Origin of the sequence: Bradyrhizobium arachidis, assembly GCF_015291705.1 — a bacterium.
GTDB classification, from domain to species: Bacteria; Pseudomonadota; Alphaproteobacteria; order Rhizobiales; family Xanthobacteraceae; genus Bradyrhizobium; species Bradyrhizobium arachidis.
This window is the reverse complement of sequence record NZ_CP030050.1, coordinates 5,843,493-5,864,190: the sequence shown is the minus strand read 5'-3', so window position 1 is coordinate 5,864,190 and position 20,698 is coordinate 5,843,493. Positions and strand designations below refer to the sequence as shown.

Sequence of the window (20,698 nt, the reverse complement as noted above, 5' to 3'; positions counted from 1 at the left end):
CCAAGCCGGCCCCACAACAAGACCGGCAAGCCTCCCGAACGTGCCTAACTTCCCCAAGCGCGCCGGCCCGGCTTTGCCCGGACCGGTGCGTTTTGCTTTTTGCGACTGCGAAAAAAATCGACGGCACTGCGGAACCAGCGTCCGGCTCGCCGCTTATCTCCTTCGGATCGGAGAAATGTCGATGTTGGTCGAGCGCGGGCTTCAGGCGATGAACGTGGAACTCGTGAGCGAGGCCTACGCCATCGCTGCGAACTACCTCCGCCGTTCTGGCGCGATTCCCGACTCCCTCGTCACCGACGAGCGCCTGCTCGGAATCATCATCAAGCTGCTCCAGCACGGCGAATTCAACAAGATCAGGCTCGCCAACAAGGCGATCGTCCGGTTCGAGGCTGAGGCCGAGGCCCGCGCGGTTGCCTGATCAAGACTCCCCGAAATTGGAAGAACCAGAGGGTGCCATGGAAGCTGCCATCGATCGCATCATGCAGACCTATGACCTGCTCGCCAACCGCACCGCTGCGGCCAGCGAGGAGGCGCGCATGAAGGTGACGAACTACCTCAATATTCTGGTGGAAGCCGGCGAGAAGGACACCCACAGGTTGACCGTCTGCGGCCTGACCTATCTGCGCCAGCTCGACGGCAGCGTGGACCCGGTGAAGGCGGGGTACACGGGGCTGTAGTGGCGATCTGGCCCTCATCGGGCTTGGGCCGGTATGGGGGAATTTAAGGTCCAAAACGGCCTCTTCGGAGAGATCGGCAAGGGAGCGAATTCATAGAACCCGCCTTGGGGCGGAAAACCTTCAATCCCCACCATATCTTGCATAAATATCAGGCCCGACCCGCAAATGCTTGGCCGGGGGCGGGCGATGTGGTAGATCGCGCGTGCTTCCGATCGCCACACCAGACCCGCCCGTAGCCTGCCAAAAGGCTGCGGCGGTGGAGATATTCGCAAGATGACCCTCGCCAAAACCGCCTCTGCGCCCGATTCGTTTTTCACCGCCTCGCTCGAGCAGGCCGACCCGGAAATCGCCGCCGCCATCAAGGGCGAGCTCGGCCGGCAGCGCCACGAGGTCGAGCTGATCGCCTCCGAGAACATCGTCAGCCGGGCCGTGCTGGAAGCGCAGGGTTCGGTGATGACCAACAAGTACGCAGAGGGTTATCCGGGCGCGCGCTACTATGGCGGTTGTGAGTGGGTCGACGTCGCCGAGAACCTCGCGATCGATCGCGCCAAGAAGCTGTTCGGCGCCAACTTCGCCAACGTGCAGCCGAACTCCGGCAGCCAGATGAACCAGGCGGTGTTCCTGGCGCTGCTGCAGCCCGGCGACACCTTCATGGGTCTCGATCTTGCGGCCGGCGGCCATCTCACCCACGGCTCGCCCGTCAACATGAGCGGCAAGTGGTTCAAGGCCGCGCACTACACCGTGCGCCGCGAGGACCAGATCATCGACATGGACGCGGTCCAGAAGCAGGCTGAAGAGGTCAAGCCGAAGCTGATCGTCGCCGGCGGCTCGGCCTATTCGCGGGCCTGGGACTTCAAGCGCTTCCGCGAGATCGCGGACAGCGTCGGCGCGTATCTGCTGGTCGACATGGCCCACTTCGCCGGCCTCGTCGCCGGCGGCGTGCATGCTTCGCCCGTGCCCTATGCCCATGTCACCACCACGACCACGCACAAGTCGCTGCGCGGTCCGCGCGGCGGTCTGATCCTCAGTAACGACGAGGTGCTCGCCAAGAAGCTCAATTCGGCGATCTTCCCGGGCCTCCAGGGCGGTCCGCTGATGCATGTGATCGCGGCGAAGGCCGTCGCCTTCGGCGAGGCGCTGCGGCCGGACTTCAAGGTCTATGCCAAGAACGTCGTCGAGAACGCCAAGGCGCTGGCCGAAGCGATGAAGAGCCATGGCTTCGACATTGTCTCGGGCGGCACCGATAACCATCTGATGCTGGTTGACCTCCGGCCGAAGGGCCTGAAAGGCAATGTCTCGGAGAAGGCGCTGGTTCGCGCTGCCATCACCTGCAACAAGAACGGCATTCCGTTCGACCCCGAAAAGCCGTTCGTCACCTCGGGCCTGCGTCTCGGCACGCCTGCGGCGACGACCCGCGGCTTCGGCGTCGCTGAATTCCAGCAGGTCGGCGGCATGATCGCCGAGGTCCTCAACGCGATCGCGCAGTCCGACGACGGCAAGGCGCCGCTGGTCGAGGCCGCGATCAAGGAACGGGTCAAGGCGCTCACCGACCGGTTCCCGATCTATCAGTAAGGTCAAGGCAAACGGATGCGCTGCCCGAACTGCAACAGTCTCGATACGCAGGTAAAGGACTCGCGTCCGACCGAGGATTCTTCCGTCATCCGCAGGCGGCGCGTGTGCGTCGCCTGCGAATTCCGTTTCACCACCTTCGAGCGCGTGCAGCTGCGCGAGCTCACGGTGATCAAGCGCAACGGCCGCCGCGTGCCGTTCGACCGCGACAAGCTGATGCGCTCGGTGCAGATTTCCTTGCGCAAGCGGCAGGTCGAGCCGGAGCGGGTGGAGAAGATGGTCTCCACCATCGTGCGCGAGCTCGAGACCGGCGGTGAGGCCGAGATCTCCTCCGAGGTGATCGGCGAGACCGTGATGGAGCATCTGCGCACGCTCGACGACGTCGCCTATGTGCGCTTCGCCTCCGTCTACCGCAATTTCCGCGAGGCCAAGGATTTCGCCGACGTGCTCGGCGAGCTCTCCGGTGAGGAGGAAGCGCGGCTCGCCGCGATCCGCAAATGATCTTCCGCATCCTGGAAGATCAGTTCGCGCAGAAGGCCCGCGAGGCCAAAGACGCCGATCGACGCTTCATGGAGCTGGCACTCTCGCTCGGCCGGCGCGGGCAGGGGCGCACCTGGCCAAACCCGGCCGTGGGCGCCGTCATCGTGAAAGACGGCGTGATCGTCGGCCGCGGCTGGACCCAGCCGGGTGGACGGCCGCATGGCGAGCCTGAAGCACTGCGGCGCGCGGGCGAGGCGGCGCGCGGCGCCACGCTCTACGTCACGCTGGAGCCGTGCTCGCATTTCGGCAAGTCGCCGCCGTGTGCGGATGCGGTGATTGCCGCCGGCATCAAGCGGGTGGTAGCGGCGATCGAGGACCCCAATCCGGAGGTCGCAGGGCAGGGCCATGCGCGGCTGCGTGCAGCCGGTATCACGGTGGAGGTGGGCCTGTGCGCGGCGGAGGCCGCCTTCGACCACGCCGGGCATTTCCGCCGTATCCGGGACAAACGTCCGCATGTGATCCTGAAGCTCGCGGTCTCGCCCGACGGCAAGATCGGCGCGGCCGGTGGCAAGCCGGTCGCGATCACGGGCGATGCCGCGCGCGATCGCGTGCATCTCTTGCGCGCCCAGAGCGATGCCATCCTGGTCGGTATCGGCACGGTGCTGGCGGACGATCCGCAGCTCAACTGCCGCCTGCCGGGCATGGCGGCGCGCTCGCCGGTGCGCGTGGTGCTGGACCAGAGCCTGCGGATTCCCGCATCGAGCCAGCTCGTGCGCTCAGCGCGCGAGACGCCGCTCTGGGTGGTGGGCTCGGAGCTCGCCGAGGCGGCGGCCGCGACACGGCTTGGCGCAGCCGGCGCGCAGATCATTCGCGTAGCCCCGGGCAGCGCGACCGGGCTCGATCTTCCGGCCGTGCTGCATGGGCTGGCCGGGAGGGGCATCTCGCGGCTGATGGTCGAGGGCGGCAGCCGCGTCGCTGCGGCCTTTGTGGCGGCCGACCTCGTCGACGAGATCTGGCTGTTCCGCGGGGCGGAAGCGGTCGGCGAAGGCGGCGTCGATGCGCTCGATGCAATGCCCCTGTCGAAAATCACGCAGTCGCAGGCCTACAAGGTTCATGCTAGCGAAACGTTCGGCAAGGATACTCTCACCATCTACGAGCGCGCCTAACATGTTCACCGGCATTGTCACCGACATCGGCGAGATCGTCAGCTTCACGCCTGTGGCGCAGGGCCAGCTGCACCGCCTGCGCATCGCCTGCAGCTACGATCAGACCACCATCGCCGACGGCGCCTCGATCTCCAGCAACGGCGTGTGCCTGACCGTGGTTGCTTCCGGCGTCGCAGGCGGCAGGACTTGGTACGACGTCGATGCGGCGGCGGAGACGCTGGCGCTGACGACGGCAAAGCACTGGAAGGTGGGCACGAAGCTCAATCTCGAGCGCGCGCTGAAGATCGGCGACGAGCTCGGCGGCCATATCGTCGCGGGCCACGCCGACGGCATTGCAACCCTCGTCAGCCGCGAGGACTTGCCCGATATGGCACGGTTCGAGCTCTCGACCGCACGGGAGCTCGCGCGCTTCATCGCCACCAAGGGCTCGATCACGCTCGACGGCGTCTCGCTGACGGTCAATACGGTGAAGGACGTGACCTTTTCGGTGCTGATCATCCCGCACACGCTTGATGTCACGACGATCGGCGGCTGGAAGGCGGGCGACGAGGTCAATATCGAGGTCGACCTGATGGCCCGCTACGCGGCGCGGCTGACGGAAATGAAGTGACCGGCGAAGCCGGTCATTCCGGGGCGATGCGAAGCATCGAACCCGGAATCTCGAGATTCCGGGTCTGGCGCTCGCGCGCCATCCCGGAATGACAATCTCTTTGAACTTGGCTTAGTCTGTGGCGGCGACTACATAGCGCGCCAACCCCTTTCGAAACGGATTGAACGATGGCAGACGCGCGGCGCGCACCCCTGAAGGACCAGACCGACATTTCCGGCGCGCGGGCGCTGATTGTCGAGGCGCGGTTCTATGACGATCTCCAGGACGCGCTGCTGGACGGCGCGGTCGCCGAGCTGAAGGCGGCCGGCCTGACCCATGACGTCATCACGGTTCCCGGCGCACTGGAGATACCGGCGGCGGTGGCCATCGCGGTCGATGCGGCGGCGGCGAACGGCAAGCCCTACGATGCGGTGATTGCGCTCGGCTGCGTGATCCGCGGCGACACCATCCATTTCGAGATCGTCTCGCAGGAATCCTCGCGCGCGCTGATGGACCTCGCCGTGGCGCACAAGCTGCCGCTCGGCAACGGCATCCTCACCGTCAACAATGAGGACCAGGCCTGGGCGCGGGCGCGCGCCAGCGAACTGAACAAGGGCGGCGATGCCGCGCGCGCCGCGCTCGCGATGCTGCGCATCAAACGCCGCTTGGCGCGGGCCTGAACAATGGCTGACAACACCAAAAAACCGGCTTCTGCCACCGAGAAGAAAGCAAACCGGCGCGGTGCCGCGCGGCTCGCCGCCGTGCAGGCGCTGTACCAGATGGACATCGCCGGCGCCGGCATCAACGACATCTTCGCCGAGTTCGAGAGCCACTGGCTCGGCAACGAGGTCGAGGGCGACACTTACCTGCCGGCGGAAGCCGCTTTCTTCCGCGACGTCGTCTCCGGCGTCGTGCGCGACCAGAAGAGGCTCGATCCCCTGATCGACGAGGCGCTGTCGAAGGGCTGGCCGCTGAAGCGGATCGAGGCGATCCTGCGCGCGGTGCTGCGGGCAGGGGCGTATGAGTTGGAGCACCGCAAGGACGTGCCGGGCCGCGTCGTCGTGTCAGAATATGTCGACGTCGCGAACGCCTTCGTCGACCGCGAGGAGACCGGGATGGTCAACGCCGTGCTCGACCAGATCGGCCGCCAGTTTCGCGGTGACGAGTTCGGGCGGGGGTAGGACGGGACGATGACTTTGGCAGTAGCCGTCATCCTGAGGTGCCGTAGCGAAGCGGAGGCCTCGAAGGACGACGGCGTGCCACTGAAGGTGCACCTCGGCCGTGCATCCTTCGAGGCTCGCAAGGGTTCGCACCTCCGGCGAAAATGGCTTCGCAATTTCGCAGGGATGACGGGTTTACTGTCGTGACACAGGACAGAACACAGCCCTCCGCCGAAGACTCTCTCATCGCGCGCTATTTCAAGCCGCTGGCGACCGATCCCGGCGCGTTCGGACTGGTCGATGATGCCGCGGTCCTGTCCTCGTCCGGTGACGACATCGTCGTCACCACCGACGCCGTGGTCGAAGGCGTGCATTATCTTGCCACCGATCCCCCCGATACGATTGCGCGCAAGGCGCTGCGGGTGAACCTGTCGGACCTCGCCGCCAAGGGGGCCGTGCCTGCCGGCTTCGTGCTGACGCTGGCGCTGCGCAGCCAGGAGGATGCATGGCTCCGGCCGTTCGCGGATGCGCTCGGCGCGGACGCAAGAACCTTCGCGTGCCCGCTGCTTGGCGGCGACACGGTGTCGACGCCGGGGCCGCAGATGATCTCGATCACGGCGTTCGGGCGCGTGCCGAAGGGCCGGATGGTCGGCCGCATCGGCGCAAAGCCGGGCGATCGCATCCTGGTGACGGGGACAATCGGAGACGCTGCGCTCGGCCTCGACGTGCTCACGGGTGGGGCGGTCGCGGCTGTGCTGAAGGACCAAACCGCGCAGGACTACCTGATCGAGCGCTATCGCGTTCCGCGGCCGCGCAATGCGTTGGCGGGAGCGGTCCTCACCCACGCGAATGCATCGATGGATGTGTCCGATGGCCTGGCAGGTGATCTCGCCAAGCTCTGCGCCGCTTCCGGCGTCAGCGCCTTGATCGAGGCTGACCGCATTCCGAAATCACCTGCCGCCTCTCTCGCCATCTCCGCCGTCGGCCTTGAGAAGCTGGTGTCGGGCGGCGACGATTACGAAGTCCTGTGCGCGGTTCCGGACGCGCGCTGCGCTGATTTCATGCGCGAGGCCGAACAGGCGGGAGTTCCCGTCTCGGCGATCGGCACCGTCGTCGTCGGCCGCGCCGCGCCGCGCTGGACGGACGCGCACGGCAACGAGATCGCGCTGCAACGGCTCTCGTACAGCCATTTCTAGATTCGGGTGCGACCTTGCGTCCGCAGCGAACGCAGTCCCTCTGCTTTTCCGCGATAACCGGCTAACATCGGCAATCGCAACTGACGGACTTGATTCGGATGACGGCGGTTTCAGCCGCGGGCACGCTGCAGCCTGTGCCCGGCAGAGAATGCGTAAGCTGCACGCTGTGCTGCAAGGTCTACAACGTTCCCGAGATCTAGAAAGCCGCTGGCAAATGGTGCGGGCAATGCAAGCCCGGGCGCGGCTGCAAGATTCACGACAACCTGCCGAGCCAGTGCGCGGAATTCAATTGCCTTTGGCGGACGGACGCGGCGATGCCGGCGGAATGGAAGCCGGATCAGGCGAAGATGGTGGTCACCATCCATCCACTCACCCGGAACACCCAGATCCAGGTGGATCCAGGCCTGCCTTCGGCATGGAGCCGTCAGCCCTATCACGACCACTTGCGGCAATGGGCGACCAAGAACATGCCGAAAGGCATGTACGTCGTCGTTTTCGTCAATGACCAGGCGACGCTCGTATTGCCTGACCAGGATGTGGCGCTCGGTCCTCTGACACCCCAGCAAACGATCGCGGTTCGGTTGGAGCCCGGTCCGAACGGTGGCGTCTACGAGATCAAGGTCTCGACAACCCGAAAGACGGATGATGGTCAGACCTTCGAGATCGCGTCCTCTTCCCGTCACCCCGTGAGGTCGGCGGCCTGAACATGGCCGCGGTCGAGCTGAGCCCGGTTCAGCGGTCTTTCGCATGCACTGGGCAAGTCAGCGGCCAAATGCTGCTCAGGATTTGGTCTAAATACTTGCCGAGATCGGCTTTTTCGGCCTCATCCGGCGTTGCACCCTCAATTTGATTTTGGCAAGCTCGCAACCGACTAAAGCCGCCTGGGGGCGGCTTTGTTCAAAATCAAGGCGCCATACCGCACGACGGACAACAAAAGGCGCCGGGGGTACATCAAGGATCTGAGGCAAAAATCACATGACAGCATTATGGTTGATAGTGCTCTGCGGAGTGCTTTCCGTCGTCTACGCGATTTGGGCGACGTCTTCGGTGTTGAGTGCGGATGCGGGGTCACCGCGCATGCAGGAGATCGCGGGAGCGGTGCGTGAAGGCGCACAGGCGTATCTCCGGCGCCAGTACACCACGATCGGTATCGTCGGCATCGTCATCTTCGTGCTGCTTGCCTATTTCCTTGGGCTTTATGTCGCGATCGGTTTTGCCATCGGCGCCATCCTGTCGGGGGCGGCCGGCTTCATCGGCATGAACGTCTCGGTCCGCGCCAACGTGCGTACCGCCCAGGCGGCGACCACGTCGCTGGCCGGCGGCCTCGAGCTCGCCTTCAAGGCCGGCGCGATCACCGGCCTCTTGGTGGCGGGTCTCGCGCTGCTCGGCGTCACCCTCTATTTCGGCTTCCTGGTCCACTCGCTGAAGCTCGCGCCGGATAGCCGTACCGTGGTCGACGCCATGGTGGCGCTCGGCTTCGGCGCCTCGCTGATCTCGATCTTCGCCCGTCTCGGCGGCGGCATCTTCACCAAGGGTGCGGACGTCGGCGGCGACCTCGTCGGCAAGGTCGAAGCCGGCATTCCCGAGGACGATCCGCGCAATCCCGCGACCATCGCGGATAACGTCGGCGACAATGTCGGCGACTGCGCCGGCATGGCCGCCGACCTGTTCGAGACCTATGCGGTGACTGCGGTCGCCACCATGGTGCTCGCGGCGATCTTCTTCGCCAAGACGCCGATCCTCGCCAACATGATGACGCTGCCGCTCGCCATCGGCGGCATCTGCATCATCACCTCGATCATCGGCACCTTCTTCGTCAAGCTCGGGCCGAGCCAGTCGATCATGGGTGCGCTCTACAAGGGCCTGATCGCAACCGGCATCCTGTCGTTGATCGGCATTGCCGTAGTGATCTACTCCCTGATCGGCTTCGGCAAGCTCGATGGCGTCGACTACACCGGCATGGCGCTGTTCGAGTGCGGCGTGGTTGGCCTCGTCGTTACCGCGCTGATCATCTGGATCACCGAATACTACACCGGCACCGACTATCGTCCGGTGAAGTCGATCGCCCAGGCCTCGGTGACCGGTCACGGCACCAACGTGATCCAGGGCCTTGCCGTCTCGATGGAGGCGACTGCGCTGCCCGCGATCGTGATCATCGCCGGCATCCTCGTCACCTACAGCCTCGCCGGCCTGTTCGGCATCGCGATCGCGACCGCCACCATGCTGGCGCTTGCCGGCATGGTCGTCGCGCTCGACGCCTTCGGCCCGGTGACGGACAACGCCGGCGGCATCGCCGAGATGGCGGGCCTGCCGAAGGAGGTGCGCAAGTCGACCGACGCACTCGACGCGGTCGGCAACACCACCAAGGCGGTGACCAAAGGCTACGCGATCGGCTCCGCCGGTCTCGGCGCCCTGGTGCTGTTTGCGGCCTACAACCAGGACCTCAAGTTCTTCGTCGCGGACTCCGCGCAGCATCCTTACTTCGCCGGCGTCAATCCGGACTTCTCGCTCAACAACCCCTACGTGGTCGTCGGCCTGCTGTTCGGTGGCCTGTTGCCGTATCTGTTCGGCGCGATGGGCATGACGGCGGTCGGCCGTGCGGCCGGCGCGATCGTGGAGGAGGTGCGGCGTCAGTTCCGCGAGAAGCCGGGCATCATGCAGGGCACCGACAAGCCTGATTACGGCAAGGCGGTCGACCTGCTCACCCGCGCGGCGATCAAGGAGATGATCATCCCCTCGCTGCTTCCGGTGCTCTCCCCGATCGTCGTCTATTTCGTGATCTACGCGATCGCGGGCGGCGGCGTTGCCGGCAAGTCGGCGGCGTTCTCGGCGGTGGGCGCGATGCTGCTCGGCGTGATCGTGACGGGCCTGTTCGTCGCGATCTCCATGACCTCGGGCGGCGGCGCCTGGGACAACGCCAAGAAGTACATCGAGGACGGTCATTTCGGCGGCAAGGGTTCTGATGCCCACAAGTCCGCGGTGACCGGCGACACCGTCGGCGATCCCTACAAGGACACGGCCGGCCCCGCCGTGAACCCGATGATCAAGATCACCAACATCGTGGCCTTGCTGCTGCTGGCGATTCTGGCGCACTGAGCGGCGCAGACGTGAAAGACAAAACCCCGCGGCGCGAGCCGCGGGGTTTTTGTTTGGGGAGGCCGATACCTGTCATCCCGTCATTGCGCAGCCTCAACCTCGCCGTCATCGCCCGCGCAGGCGGGCGATCCAGTATTCCAGAGGCCATAATGGCATACGGATAGGGCGCGGCGTACTGGATTCCCCGCCTTCGCGGGGAATGACAGCGGTGTGTTGGGCGCTATCCTTGTGCCGACCTCTCTTGAGCGGGCGTCACTGCACGTCCATCTGCAGCCCTTCCTTCTGGATGATGCCGGCGAACTTCTTCGTCTCGGCGTCCACGAAGTCGGCGAACTGCTGCGGTGTGCCGTAATCGGCGCGGGCGCCCATGGCGGCGATTTGCTTCTTGATGTCGTCGCGCTCCAGCATCGCCTTGACCTGGAGATTGAGCGCGTCGAGCACGGGGGCGGGGACGCCCTTCGGCAGGAACACCGAGAACCAGGACGACACGTCGAAATTGGCGAGCTCCGGCGTGCTCTCGCGCATGGTCGGCAGGTCCTTCGCGAGGTCGCTGCGCTCTGGCGTCGTCACGCAGAGACCGGTGAGGGTGCCGTTCTGCACTTGCGGCAGGCTCGGATAGAGATTGTCGAACAGGATCTGGATGTCGCCGGCGAGCGCGGCCTGGAGCGCGGGACCGGCACCGCGGAACGGGATGTGCGTCATCTTCAGGCCGGTGAGCTGGAGGAACCAGGCGCCGGTGAGATGCGGGCTCTGGCCGACGCCGGAGGAGGCGTAGCTGAGCTTGTCCGGATTGGCCTTCAGATATGCGATCAGCTCGGCGACCGACTTGATGCCGGTCTTCGGATGCGCCGAGACGATGTTCGGGATCCGGATCATGTTGGAGACCGGCTGGAGCTGGTCCGGCTTGTAGGTGAGGTTCTTGAAGATGCTGTAGGCAATGGCGTTCGGACCGGGATTGCCGATCAGGATGGTGTGTCCATCAGGCTTGGCGCGGACCACTTCGGCCGTGCCGATCGTGCCGCCGCCGCCGGAGCGGTTTTCGACGACGGCCGACTGGCCCCAGGCGGTTTGCAGATGCGCGGCCAAGAGCCGGCCCATGACGTCGGTCGAGCCGCCGGCCGCGGCCGGCACGACGACGCGGACGTTCTCGGTGGGCTTCCAGTCCGCCAGGCTCGAGCGCGGCAGGATCGCCGCGGCCGAGAGGCCGGCAGCAGCGGTCAGCACGCGACGGCGGGACAACAAACGATTGGGCACGAATCCACTCCCTGCTTCTTGTTTTGCAGGGAGCGTAGGGAAGGCCGCGCGCAACGGCAAGTCGCGCGCGGCGGCAAGCGCCGTGCGGACAGCGGCAGGACGCCGCAGGCTGAAAGATCAGTTAAAGCTCAGCAGCTTGAACAGCGGCGCGAGGTAGCTCATCTCCTGGCCCGACGTCGCCGTGGTGCGGCTGATGAAGTCGAAGATCTTGCCGTCCTGCAGGCCGTAATTTGCAAGGCGACGTACGCGCCGGTTCTTGTCGAAATAGATCGCGATCACGCGCTGATCGACCACCTTCTGGTTCATGAAGGCGACCATGCGCTCCGAGCGCTGCGAGATGTAGTAGAACACTTCGCCGTCGAGGGTTGCGACCGTGGAGGGCGTGCCCATCACGATCAGCACCTGGTCCTGGCTCGCGCCGATCGGAATCTGCTCCAGCGCGCCGGGAGGAAGGATGTAGCCCTTCTGGAATTGTTCGCCGGTGCAGCCCGCGAGTGCCGCGCCGACCAGGGCCACGGCGGCGGCCATGCGCAAGCCGCGCCAGCGTGCAAAAAGGCCGCGCGGCTGGCTTGCGCGCAGGCTGGTCTGGTTCGTTATCGTCATAGTGGAACTGATTCCGTCCCCTTGCGTCGCGCGAGGCGCTGAAGTACCGGGCGGAGGCTCTGAATGCAACACGCGCTCGCCCGCTTGCGGAAACCACAATGCTTTGGCCGTTCAATCACTTCAGGAAACCCCGGCTAGCCCCGGCCGGCACCATTGAAGCCATCTATGGCATGATCGTGACGCAGGCGCGAGAACCCATATTTTACCGCGACTTGGGCGTGTCCGATACGGTTAACGGGCGTTTCGACCTGTTGCTGCTGCATCTCTGGCTGGTGCTGCGCCGCCTGCGCACAGTCCAGGGCGCCACCGAGCTGTCGCAGGCGCTGTTCGACCGCTTCTGCGAGGACATGGACGACAATCTGCGCGAGATGGGGGTCGGCGACCAGACCGTGCCGAAGCGGATGCGGGCCTTCGGCGAGGCGTTTTACGGCCGGGTGCAGGCCTACGACCAGGCGATCGAAGTCGGCGGTGAGGCGCTGGCGGCGGCGATCTGCAAGAATATCTTGAATGGGTCCGGTCTGGACCAGGCACGGCGGCTCGCGGCTTACGCCCGGGCTACGGAGGCCGATCTTGCTCGGACCAGCGAGGCCGCGCTGCTGCGCGCGTCCTTCAAGTTTCCCCCGGCGCTTTCCGAGGATCTTTCGCCATGAGCCGACCGCACACCGGAACCGAGCCCGATCCCTGGCGGGCCCCTGTCATCGTTGCGCAGATTCCAGACACCGGCCTCTATCGCGAGCTCGAGGCGTCGGCCGCTGAGCGGCAGGCCATGGCAGAGCTCGCCGGCCTTCGCGAGATCCTGTCCGCCAAGGCCAGCTTCGACGTCGTGCCGAAAAGCGGCGGCCGCTACCAGGTCACGGGCCACGTCCGCGCCAGAATCGGCCAGACCTGCGTGGTGACGCTCGATCCGATCGAGAACGAGATCGAGGAGGAGGTGGACCTGATGTTCGCCCCCGAAGCCGAGGCGCGGCGCCTCGCCGACCTGATCGAGGAGGGCCAGGACGACGAGGAGCCTCCGGAGGTCGCCGATCCGCCGGAGGCCATCGTCGGCGGCATCATCGATCTCGGCCGGCTCGCCACCGACGCGCTGTTCCTGGCGATCGACCCCTATCCCCGCAAGCCGGGGGCCGTGTTCGAGGCGGAGGTCACCGCTCCCGATCCGGAGGATCATCCGTTCGCGGCGCTGAAGGCGCTTCAGGACGAGAAGAAAGGCCGATAGCCCGGCATTTCCAAGTGAGCGCCTTGCGAGGGAGCGCGAGGCGTTTGCCGGGATGGTTTGAAGAGCAGTTTCATCCATTTGATTTTATTGTGCTTTATCTCGAATTTGACCACCCGCCAGCCGATCGTCCTGAATGCAAAAGGCTGGGGGCAAGAGGTTGTTTCGGGATAACAAAACGCTATTGTCGCGCCGCGGTCCGGGTGCGGCGGGGCGCTTGGCCGGTCGCCAAATCAACGGCGAACCCATTTCGCGGCCCCGCTCGTTCAAGACCGCACCAGACCAGGTTTCCAGGACTTTCATGCTAAGTAAGGTTCGCATCGCGCTGGACGCCATGGGGGGCGACGCCGGCGCCGCCGTGGTCATTCCAGGCGCTGCCATCTCGCTTGGCAGGCATCGCAACACCGAATTCCTGCTGGTCGGGGACCGCGCCAGGATCGAGCCAGAACTCGAGAAACATCCCGCCCTCAAGACCACTTCGAAGATCATCCACACCGACGTTGCCGTCAGCGGCTCCGACAAGCCGAGCCAGGCACTGCGGCGCGGCCGCAAGACCTCCTCGATGTGGCTTGCCATCGACGCGGTGAAGAAGGGCGAGGCGGATGTCGCGGTTTCCGCCGGCAATACCGGCGCGCTGATGGCGATGTCGCGCTTCCACCTGCGCACGCTGCCGGGCATCGACCGCCCGGCCATCAGCGCGATATGGCCGACCAGGCGCGGCGAATCCGTCGTGCTCGACCTGGGCGCCACCATCGGTGGCGACGCGCGGCATCTGGTGGCGCTCGCGGTGATGGGCGCGGCCATGGCGAGCGTGCAGTTCAACAAGCCGCGCCCGACGGTCGGCCTGCTCAACATCGGGACCGAGGAAATCAAGGGACACGAGGAGATCCGCGAGGCCGGTGAAATCCTGCGTGCGCGGAACCTGCCGGAACTCGACTATATCGGCTTCATCGAGGGCGACGGCATCGGCAAGGGGCTGGCCGACGTCATCGTGACCGAAGGCTATAGCGGCAATATCGCGCTCAAGGCCGCCGAGGGAACCGCACGGCAGATGGCGGAATTACTCCGCAACGAGATGCAACGGAGCTGGCTGTCCAAGCTCGGCTATCTCTTTGCCCGCAGCGCCTTCCAGGCCCTGCGCAACAAGATGGACCCCAACAAGTCCAACGGCGGGGTGTTGCTGGGGCTCAACGGACTGGTGGTCAAAAGCCATGGCGGAATCAACGCCGAAGGCTTTGCCTATGCGATCGATGTTGGCTATGAGATGGCTCACTACGATCTCCTGAACAAGATCAATCAGATGCTCAACCGCGAGGGTGGTGCACTCAATTCCGTGCAGTCCGCGCAGGAGGCTGTTTCGTGACTCAAATTCGTTCGGTCGTGCTCGGCTGCGGCTCCTACCTGCCGGAGCAGGTGGTGACCAACGCCCAATTGGCGGCGCGTATCGACACGTCCGACGAGTGGATCGTGCAGCGCACCGGCATTCGCGAGCGGCACATCGCGGCCGAGGGCGAGTTCACCTCGCATTTGGCGATCAAGGCGGCGCAGGCCGCGCTCACCGATGCCGGCATCGACGCGCAATCGATCGAGCTGATCGTGCTGGCGACCTCGACGCCCGACAATACATTCCCGGCAACCGCTGTCGCTGTGCAGCACGGGCTCGGCATCAACCATGGCGCCGCGTTCGATCTCCAAGCGGTGTGCTCGGGCTTCGTGTTCGCACTCGCCACCGCCGACAATTTCCTGCGCACCGGCGCCTTCAAGCGTGCGCTGGTGATCGGTGCGGAGACCTTCTCACGCATCCTCGACTGGAACGACCGCGGCACCTGCGTGCTGTTCGGCGACGGCGCAGGCGCGGTGGTGCTGGAAGCGCAGGAGCAGCCGGGCAAGGCCGCGACCGACCGCGGCGTTGTGACCACGCATCTGCGCTCCGATGGCCGCCACAAGGCAAAACTGTTCGTCGACGGCGGACCGTCCTCGACCCAGACCGTCGGCCATCTGCGCATGGAGGGCCGCGAGGTCTTCAAGCATGCGGTCGGCATGATCACCGACGTGATCGTCGATGCCTTCGAGGCGACCGGGCTCAATGCCGACAGCATCGACTGGTTCGTGCCGCACCAGGCCAACAAGCGAATCATCGATGCCTCCGCGCACAAACTTCATATCGCACCGCAGAAGGTGGTGCTGACGGTGGACCGTCACGGCAACACCTCGGCGGCCTCGATCCCGCTGGCGCTGTCGGTGGCGCGCAAGGACGGCCGCATCAAGCGCGGCGACCTGGTGCTGCTGGAAGCGATGGGCGGCGGCTTCACCTGGGGCTCCGCGCTGGTGCGCTGGTAGCGACAGTCGATAAAATTTTGCCGGAATCAGCGCCGATTATCGATGCGTCTGCATTGATGAGCCCTGTTGACCGCCGTGCCGTAACCTCATAATTTCAGACAACAATTGTTCGCCGTGATGTGGGGCAGGGCGATGACCGATCAAAGTAAAACCGTAACGCGTGTCGATCTCTGCGAAGCCGTCTACCAGAAGGTGGGCCTGTCGCGTACGGAATCGTCCGCCTTCGTGGAACTCGTGCTGAAGGAGATCACCGACTGCCTGGAAAAGGGCGAGACGGTGAAGCTGTCCTCGTTCGGTTCCTTCATGGTGCGCAAGAAAGGTCAGCGCATCGGCCGTAACCCGAAGACCGGCACCGAAGTGCCGATCTCGCCGCGCCGGGTGATGGTGTTCAAGCCGTCGGCGATCTTGAAGCAACGGATCAACGCCCAGCACCGTACCAACGGCGATGGCAGCAAGGTTCAACCCGAGGCGTAACCGCCCTCCGGATAAGGATTTGGCATTTGGACAAGGCGCCGGATGCGTTCCGAACCATCAGCGAAGTAGCGCAGGAACTCGACATTCCGCAGCACGTGCTGCGGTTCTGGGAGACCCGATTCTCCCAGATCAAGCCGATGAAGCGCAGCGGCGGCCGCCGCTACTACCGCCCCGACGACGTCGATCTGCTCAAGGGCATCCGCCGTCTGCTCTACGGCGAGGGTTACACCATCCGCGGCGTGCAGCGGATCCTGAAGGAGCATGGCGTCAAGTCGGTGCAGGGCCTCGCAGACGGTGCGGCTGCGGTCTCGTTCGGGGCCATCGAGGACGCCATCGGCCAGAGCCTGATGGAGCCGGACGACGAGGCTCCCATCACGGGCATCACTGACGCTGACGATGACGATTACCAGGGGGATGAGGAGGAGGGCATCGACTTCCGCTTCACGGAGGTCGATGACGAGGAAATCCTCACCACCTTCCGCAAGGGCGGCGCTGCCGCGCCGGCGGGCCCCAGCGCCGTCGACCGGGAGCGACTCGGGCGTGCGCTCGCTGACCTCGTCGCCTGCCGGGAGATGCTGGATCAGGCGCTGAAGGACGGCTGAGGCGCTTTTCGCCGGCTTTGCGGGCAGTTCCGGGAAGCTGGGCTCGGGGCCTGTCAGATCGCGACACCAAAATGGTGTGACCTCGCCTTGCGCAACGCGGCGATCCTAGCTAATGGAACGGCATTCGGAGCGTGGCGCAGCCCGGTTAGCGCACTAGTCTGGGAGACTAGGGGTCGGAGGTTCAAATCCTCTCGCTCCGACCATTTTCTTCTCAAATGGACCAAAGCTTTGCGCGATCGCGGCGCTATGCTGGCACTGCTGCTCGGGCAGTGGCTTGCCGTGAGCCCAGGTCCGGACGGCGAAGGCGAGCTGGCGCGGTCCCACCGCGTCCACGATGGACGCCTGCGCGCTTTCGAGGCGCTTGGCGAACCCGCTGGCGCTCAGGTCGAGCGTTGCGTCGGCGGCCAGCAGGGTCACCGACAGGAGCGCAATCGTTCCGGCGACGCTCATTGCCTTCCATTCTGGTGACTGCATTAGCTGACTTTCTCAGGTATTTTGTCGCTCGCCGGATAAGTGGGGCTTTTTCGCCAAGTTCAAGACCTCGACGAGGCTCGCGCACGCTTTCTTGAAGTGCGACAGATCTGTAACAGGGCGGCGCGTGCTAAGCGGATGGACGCAAGTAGCCCGCCACCATCCTTGTCGTCTCGTCGACCAGCACCTTCACCGTCTTATCGGACAGCATGTCGGCCTGGTGCAGCACCGTGTTGTGCGCCACCGCCTCGATCGCGCTGACGCAGATGAAGGTCGCCATATCGAGGTCGATCTTGCGCATCTCCTTGCGACGGCTTTCGAAATAGGCGCGCACGAGGGCGTGGACCTCGTGATTGAAGGCCTCGACTTCGGCCAGCCGCCCCGAGCGCGGGATCTGCTCGGCGAGGACGCGATGCAGGTTCGGATCGATGTGATGGGCCTCGATCGCGACCGTGACGAGCCGGCGCACCGCCTTCTCGACCGGCATCTCCGCGACCTCGACGAAGGCGGCGCGGACGATTTGCATGATCTCGTCGTTGTGACGGTCGATCACGGCGGCGACCAGCGCCTCCTTGCTCGGAAAATACTGGTAGAGCGAGCCGACGCTGACGCCAGCGATTTCGGCGATGCGGTTGGTGCTGGTCTTCTCGAAACCTTCGCGGACCAGAATGCGAGCGGTTGCCTCGATCAGCGCGTCGACGGTGGCGCGCGAGCGCGCTTGCGAGGCATTTTTCCGGGGTTTTGTCGGCGGCCTGCGCGCCATGGCGTCGAATCCAAATGCGAGCAGGAAAAACGAGCGATCACTCGCATTATAACGGCGAAGTGCGGCCTTCCGGCAAGCTGCTTTGTCGCCATATGGATGCTGAGCCAAGGCGGAGAACGGACCATGAGCGTTGCAAGACTTGTGTCGGCTTTGCAGTTTTGCCCCGGCGGTTGCATGTTCGGTGCGCAGGCGCCGCGCGATCCGGCGCCGAGTCTGCAAAGCCGCGCCTTCAACCTGCTGCTGCGGCAGCTTCCGTATAAGGAGCAGCTCGCGTCAGCCGAGGCGGTGCAGGCCCATGTGCAGAAGCTCGCGTTGCAGCCGGCCTCGTTCGAGCCGACGGGACTTGGCCGCGGCGTCGAGGCGACGCTGACCAAGATGGGCGGCTGGCCGGTCTATTACACAGCGCCGTCGTCGGGTCATGAGGGCTGCAACTTCGTCATGTTCCTGCATGGCGGCGGCTACATCAACGAGATCGTGCCGGCGCATTGGCGCTTCATCGGCCAGATGACGCGCAAGGCGCGCGTCGTGTGCGTCGTGCCGATCTATCCGCTGGCTCCGCGCGCCACGGCGAAGGACGTCGTGCCGGCGACGGCCGAGCTGCTGCGGATGCTGCTGGAGGATGCCGGGCCGGCAAAGGTCACGGTGGTCGGCAATTCGGCCGGCGCGAGCCTCGCGCTCGCCGCATGCCAATGGCTGCGCGATCGCGGCCATCGGCAGCCGAACCGGCTGATGCTGATCTCGCCTGCGGCCGAGGCCTCGGTCAGCCGCCCGGAGCAGACGGCGATCGCGGCGCGCGATCCGATCCAGGACATCCCGGGGATCGTCGAGGCCGCGCGCCTTTATGCCGGCGAGCTCGATGTCGGCCATCCCTTCGTCAGCCCGCTCAATGGCGCCTTCCGCGCGCTTGCGCCGATGACGATCTTTTCCGGCACGCGCGATCTGCTCTATCCCGACAGCGTCGATCTTGCGGAGCGGGCGAGGGCGGTGGGCGTGCCGGTCGAGCTGCATCTGCTCCGTGACCAGCCGCACAATTATGCGCTGATGCCGACGCCGGAAGGGCGGCAAGCGCGCGGGATCATTTTGCGAGCGGTGGCTTGAGGGAAAGGCGTGACCATTGTCACGCAAGGCGCCGTCTCGATGAGTCTGGCGCTGTTAGTATCCGCATAGAGGGACAATGCAGCCCCCGGGCGTTTCCTCGGATGGACGTCGTTTTGCGGGCCCTTAGGCGTGGCCCTTGATCTCGTAATGGCCCGGCACGCATTTGTAGCGCTCGAGGCGCCAATTGGCGTGATAGATCGGATGCTCGCCCATCCATTTCGCCAAGGGGGCCTGTGCGCCGACCGCACACTGCATCATCGACATCTCGGGCGTCATGTTGCTGTCGGTCACGATTTCTTCGACGCAGCCGCCTGTGGCGGATGCACCAAGCCGGCAGAGCACGGCTACGACGGTCACGAACATTCCAGTCACCTCATCGGTAGTTTCTGACCACGAAGAGGATGCAAGCGGAGTGCCAGAGCCTGTGACGCAAACAACACGCTGACCTGGCCGACTCGACCCAGCGTCCGGTTCCAGTGGGCGATTCGGATTGTAAAAAAATTGCCCTTAAACCGAAGCCGGACAAATACGGGGAACCGGCGGGATCAATCGCCTGTGGCGGCCGCGCCACAGCGGCGGCCAGTGCCTCGATACGCTGTGCATCGCGTGGTCAGCCGGCAGCTGCGGGTCGTGCCGAGCTCGTCACGTCTCGGATTCGCGCGGAATAGTCCGCGCGTCGAAATAAGGCGCAATGTTTGATCGGCGCGCCGTGTCGATCCGCTTTTGCGCGCAGAAGCGGTGCTGCTACATTTTGCGCGCGCCGCTATCGGTGGCGCGGCCACAAAGAAACAGACCGACAAGGGGAGGGACCGACGTCCCATGAAGGATTTTGCAGGAAAGATCGCCGTCATCACCGGCGGCGGCACGGGCATGGGACGCGAGCTCGCCCGGCAGCTCGTTGCCGAGGGCTGCAATGTCGCGATGTGCGACGTCTCGGAAGCGGCGATGGCCGAGACCAGGCGGCTCTGCGAGGTCGAGAAGCTGCCGCAGGGACTGCGCATCACGACGCATGTCGCCGACGTCGCGATCGAGGATCACCTCAAGCGTTTTCGCGACGAGCTCGCCGAGCAGCAGAAGACCGACAAGATCCATCTGTTGTTCAACAATGCCGGCATCGGTGGCGGCGGCAGTCTGTTCACCAACACGCGCGAGCAGTGGGAGCGTACCTTCAACATCTGCTGGGGCGGGGTCTATCTCGGCGTGCGCACTTTCCTGCCGATGCTGGTCGCCGCGGATGAGGCCCACATCGTCAACACCGCGAGCGTCAACGGTTTCTGGGCCTCGATCGGCATGAACCAGGCGCACACCGCCTACAGCTCGGCCAAGTTCGCGGTGAAGGGATTTACCGAGGCGCTGATCAACGACCTGCGCTTGCATGCACCGCACGTCAAATGCTCGGTGGTGATGCCCGGCCACATCGGCACCTCGATCGTTTCCAATTCGCGCAAGGTGCAGAGCAGTGACGGCTCCGACCGCCTCAACGCCGACGAGGTCGCGCTGACCCGCAAGCGGATGGTTGTGGCCGGCGTGCCGGATGCCGACAGGATGTCGGACGAGGATATCCAGGCGGTGTTCGCCGAGCGCGCCCGCAGCTTCCTCGAGGATGCGCCGACGACCGCCGCGCAGGCCGCCAAGATCATTCTCGACGGGGTCAGGGCGGAGCAATGGCGGATTCTTGTGGGCGACGATGCAAAGCGTCTTGACGAGCGCGTGCGAGCCACGCCGGAGCAAGCCTATGACCGCGCCTTCTACGAAAGTTTCACGCAGGAGGTCGGCTGGCGTCTCGGCTGAACCTGCCCGCTGACACCGTCAACGATGGCGCGCGGACCTATGTATGATGCGCGTCATGGCAAGAGGTGCGCCGGTGATTTTACGTGCCACCTCCTGCCAATGTCCGGCGCCTTATGACGAATTGGAATGTCACGCATGCGACACCGCTGCCTATCA

23 protein-coding genes and 1 tRNA gene are annotated in these 20,698 nt (G+C 65.0%); 20 read left to right on the top strand and 4 right to left on the bottom strand.

From position 1 onward, the window contains the following. Positions 1–181: 181 nt before the first annotated feature. From WN72_RS27430 to WN72_RS27380, 11 genes are all read left to right on the top strand, one after another. A complete protein-coding gene (locus WN72_RS27430) occupies positions 182–418 on the top strand; it encodes a hypothetical protein (RefSeq protein WP_027559577.1) in 237 nt (78 codons plus the stop codon). Between the two features lie 37 nt (positions 419–455). Continuing rightward, on the top strand, positions 456–677 hold the full coding sequence (locus WN72_RS27425) for a hypothetical protein (protein WP_027559576.1): 222 nt from the start codon (positions 456–458) through the stop codon (positions 675–677). A gap of 273 nt (positions 678–950) precedes the next feature. Further along, the gene (glyA, locus tag WN72_RS27420) at positions 951–2,249 is read left to right on the top strand and encodes a serine hydroxymethyltransferase (protein ID WP_092213863.1); all 1,299 of its coding nucleotides are present in this window, start codon (positions 951–953) and stop codon (positions 2,247–2,249) included. A 15-nt stretch (positions 2,250–2,264) separates the two neighbouring features. Next, positions 2,265–2,747 carry a transcriptional regulator NrdR gene (gene nrdR / locus WN72_RS27415; RefSeq protein ID WP_027559574.1) on the top strand — a complete coding sequence of 161 codons (483 nt, stop codon included), beginning with the start codon at positions 2,265–2,267 and terminating at the stop codon, positions 2,745–2,747. Beyond that, positions 2,744–3,892: a bifunctional diaminohydroxyphosphoribosylaminopyrimidine deaminase/5-amino-6-(5-phosphoribosylamino)uracil reductase RibD gene (ribD, locus tag WN72_RS27410; RefSeq protein ID WP_092213865.1), complete on the top strand. Its 1,149-nt coding sequence runs from the start codon at positions 2,744–2,746 to the stop codon at positions 3,890–3,892. Before nrdR ends, ribD begins: the two co-directional genes overlap by 4 nt. Position 3,893: 1 nt before the next feature. Further along, positions 3,894–4,502 (top strand): riboflavin synthase, encoded by a 609-nt coding sequence (locus tag WN72_RS27405; RefSeq protein ID WP_092213867.1) that lies wholly within the window; start codon positions 3,894–3,896, stop codon positions 4,500–4,502. Between the two features lie 167 nt (positions 4,503–4,669). Then, positions 4,670–5,161: a 6,7-dimethyl-8-ribityllumazine synthase gene (gene ribH, locus WN72_RS27400; RefSeq protein ID WP_092213869.1), complete on the top strand. Its 492-nt coding sequence runs from the start codon at positions 4,670–4,672 to the stop codon at positions 5,159–5,161. 3 nt (positions 5,162–5,164) lie between these two features. Beyond that, entirely contained in the window at positions 5,165–5,662 is a 498-nt protein-coding gene (gene nusB / locus WN72_RS27395; RefSeq protein ID WP_027559570.1) for a transcription antitermination factor NusB, read from the top strand. A gap of 182 nt (positions 5,663–5,844) precedes the next feature. Beyond that, entirely contained in the window at positions 5,845–6,837 is a 993-nt protein-coding gene (gene thiL, locus WN72_RS27390) for a thiamine-phosphate kinase (RefSeq protein WP_245003219.1), read from the top strand. Between the two features lie 314 nt (positions 6,838–7,151). Further along, complete coding sequence (locus WN72_RS27385; RefSeq protein WP_092213873.1) at positions 7,152–7,541, top strand: hypothetical protein; 390 nt, start codon at positions 7,152–7,154, stop codon at positions 7,539–7,541. A 271-nt stretch (positions 7,542–7,812) separates the two neighbouring features. Further along, a complete protein-coding gene (locus WN72_RS27380) occupies positions 7,813–9,933 on the top strand; it encodes a sodium-translocating pyrophosphatase (RefSeq protein ID WP_092213875.1) in 2,121 nt (706 codons plus the stop codon). 252 nt (positions 9,934–10,185) lie between these two features. Here WN72_RS27380 and WN72_RS27375 read toward each other — a convergent pair whose 3' ends face one another. Further along, a complete protein-coding gene (locus tag WN72_RS27375) occupies positions 10,186–11,187 on the bottom strand; it encodes a Bug family tripartite tricarboxylate transporter substrate binding protein (protein ID WP_092213877.1) in 1,002 nt (333 codons plus the stop codon). A 117-nt stretch (positions 11,188–11,304) separates the two neighbouring features. Continuing rightward, on the bottom strand, positions 11,305–11,790 hold the full coding sequence (locus WN72_RS27370) for an outer membrane protein assembly factor BamE (protein WP_027559565.1): 486 nt from the start codon (positions 11,788–11,790) through the stop codon (positions 11,305–11,307). A gap of 98 nt (positions 11,791–11,888) precedes the next feature. Between WN72_RS27370 and WN72_RS27365 the strand changes: the two genes are divergently transcribed. The 7 genes from WN72_RS27365 (at position 11,889) to WN72_RS27335 (ending at position 16,622) form a co-directional block, all read left to right on the top strand. Next, positions 11,889–12,440, top strand: a complete 552-nt coding sequence (locus WN72_RS27365) for a ubiquinol-cytochrome C chaperone family protein (protein WP_092213879.1) — start codon at positions 11,889–11,891, stop codon at positions 12,438–12,440. Beyond that, positions 12,437–13,006, top strand: coding sequence for a YceD family protein (locus tag WN72_RS27360; protein ID WP_027559563.1), 570 nt, complete (start codon positions 12,437–12,439; stop codon positions 13,004–13,006). The genes WN72_RS27365 and WN72_RS27360 overlap by 4 nt, the downstream gene beginning before the upstream one ends. Positions 13,007–13,304: 298 nt before the next feature. After that, a complete protein-coding gene (gene plsX / locus WN72_RS27355; protein ID WP_092213881.1) occupies positions 13,305–14,366 on the top strand; it encodes a phosphate acyltransferase PlsX in 1,062 nt (353 codons plus the stop codon). Continuing rightward, positions 14,363–15,343, top strand: coding sequence for a beta-ketoacyl-ACP synthase III (locus tag WN72_RS27350; RefSeq protein WP_027559561.1), 981 nt, complete (start codon positions 14,363–14,365; stop codon positions 15,341–15,343). Before plsX ends, WN72_RS27350 begins: the two co-directional genes overlap by 4 nt. A 132-nt stretch (positions 15,344–15,475) precedes the next feature. Continuing rightward, the gene (locus WN72_RS27345) at positions 15,476–15,817 is read left to right on the top strand and encodes an integration host factor subunit alpha (protein ID WP_026311906.1); all 342 of its coding nucleotides are present in this window, start codon (positions 15,476–15,478) and stop codon (positions 15,815–15,817) included. A gap of 26 nt (positions 15,818–15,843) precedes the next feature. Next, the gene (locus tag WN72_RS27340) at positions 15,844–16,419 is read left to right on the top strand and encodes a MerR family transcriptional regulator (RefSeq protein ID WP_027559560.1); all 576 of its coding nucleotides are present in this window, start codon (positions 15,844–15,846) and stop codon (positions 16,417–16,419) included. 125 nt (positions 16,420–16,544) lie between these two features. Next, a tRNA-Pro gene (locus WN72_RS27335) sits at positions 16,545–16,622 on the top strand. A 398-nt stretch (positions 16,623–17,020) separates the two neighbouring features. Here the strand turns inward: WN72_RS27335 and WN72_RS27330 are convergent. Beyond that, positions 17,021–17,653, bottom strand: a complete 633-nt coding sequence (locus tag WN72_RS27330) for a TetR/AcrR family transcriptional regulator (RefSeq protein WP_027559558.1) — start codon at positions 17,651–17,653, stop codon at positions 17,021–17,023. A gap of 123 nt (positions 17,654–17,776) precedes the next feature. Between WN72_RS27330 and WN72_RS27325 the strand changes: the two genes are divergently transcribed. Then, a complete protein-coding gene (locus tag WN72_RS27325) occupies positions 17,777–18,751 on the top strand; it encodes an alpha/beta fold hydrolase (protein WP_167380686.1) in 975 nt (324 codons plus the stop codon). Between the two features lie 123 nt (positions 18,752–18,874). Here WN72_RS27325 and WN72_RS27320 read toward each other — a convergent pair whose 3' ends face one another. Next, positions 18,875–19,114 carry a hypothetical protein gene (locus tag WN72_RS27320; protein ID WP_027559556.1) on the bottom strand — a complete coding sequence of 80 codons (240 nt, stop codon included), beginning with the start codon at positions 19,112–19,114 and terminating at the stop codon, positions 18,875–18,877. Between the two features lie 456 nt (positions 19,115–19,570). On the opposite strand from WN72_RS27320, the gene WN72_RS27315 reads away from it, so the two are divergent. Then, the gene (locus tag WN72_RS27315) at positions 19,571–20,542 is read left to right on the top strand and encodes an SDR family NAD(P)-dependent oxidoreductase (RefSeq protein ID WP_092214332.1); all 972 of its coding nucleotides are present in this window, start codon (positions 19,571–19,573) and stop codon (positions 20,540–20,542) included. Positions 20,543–20,698: the final 156 nt, after the last annotated feature.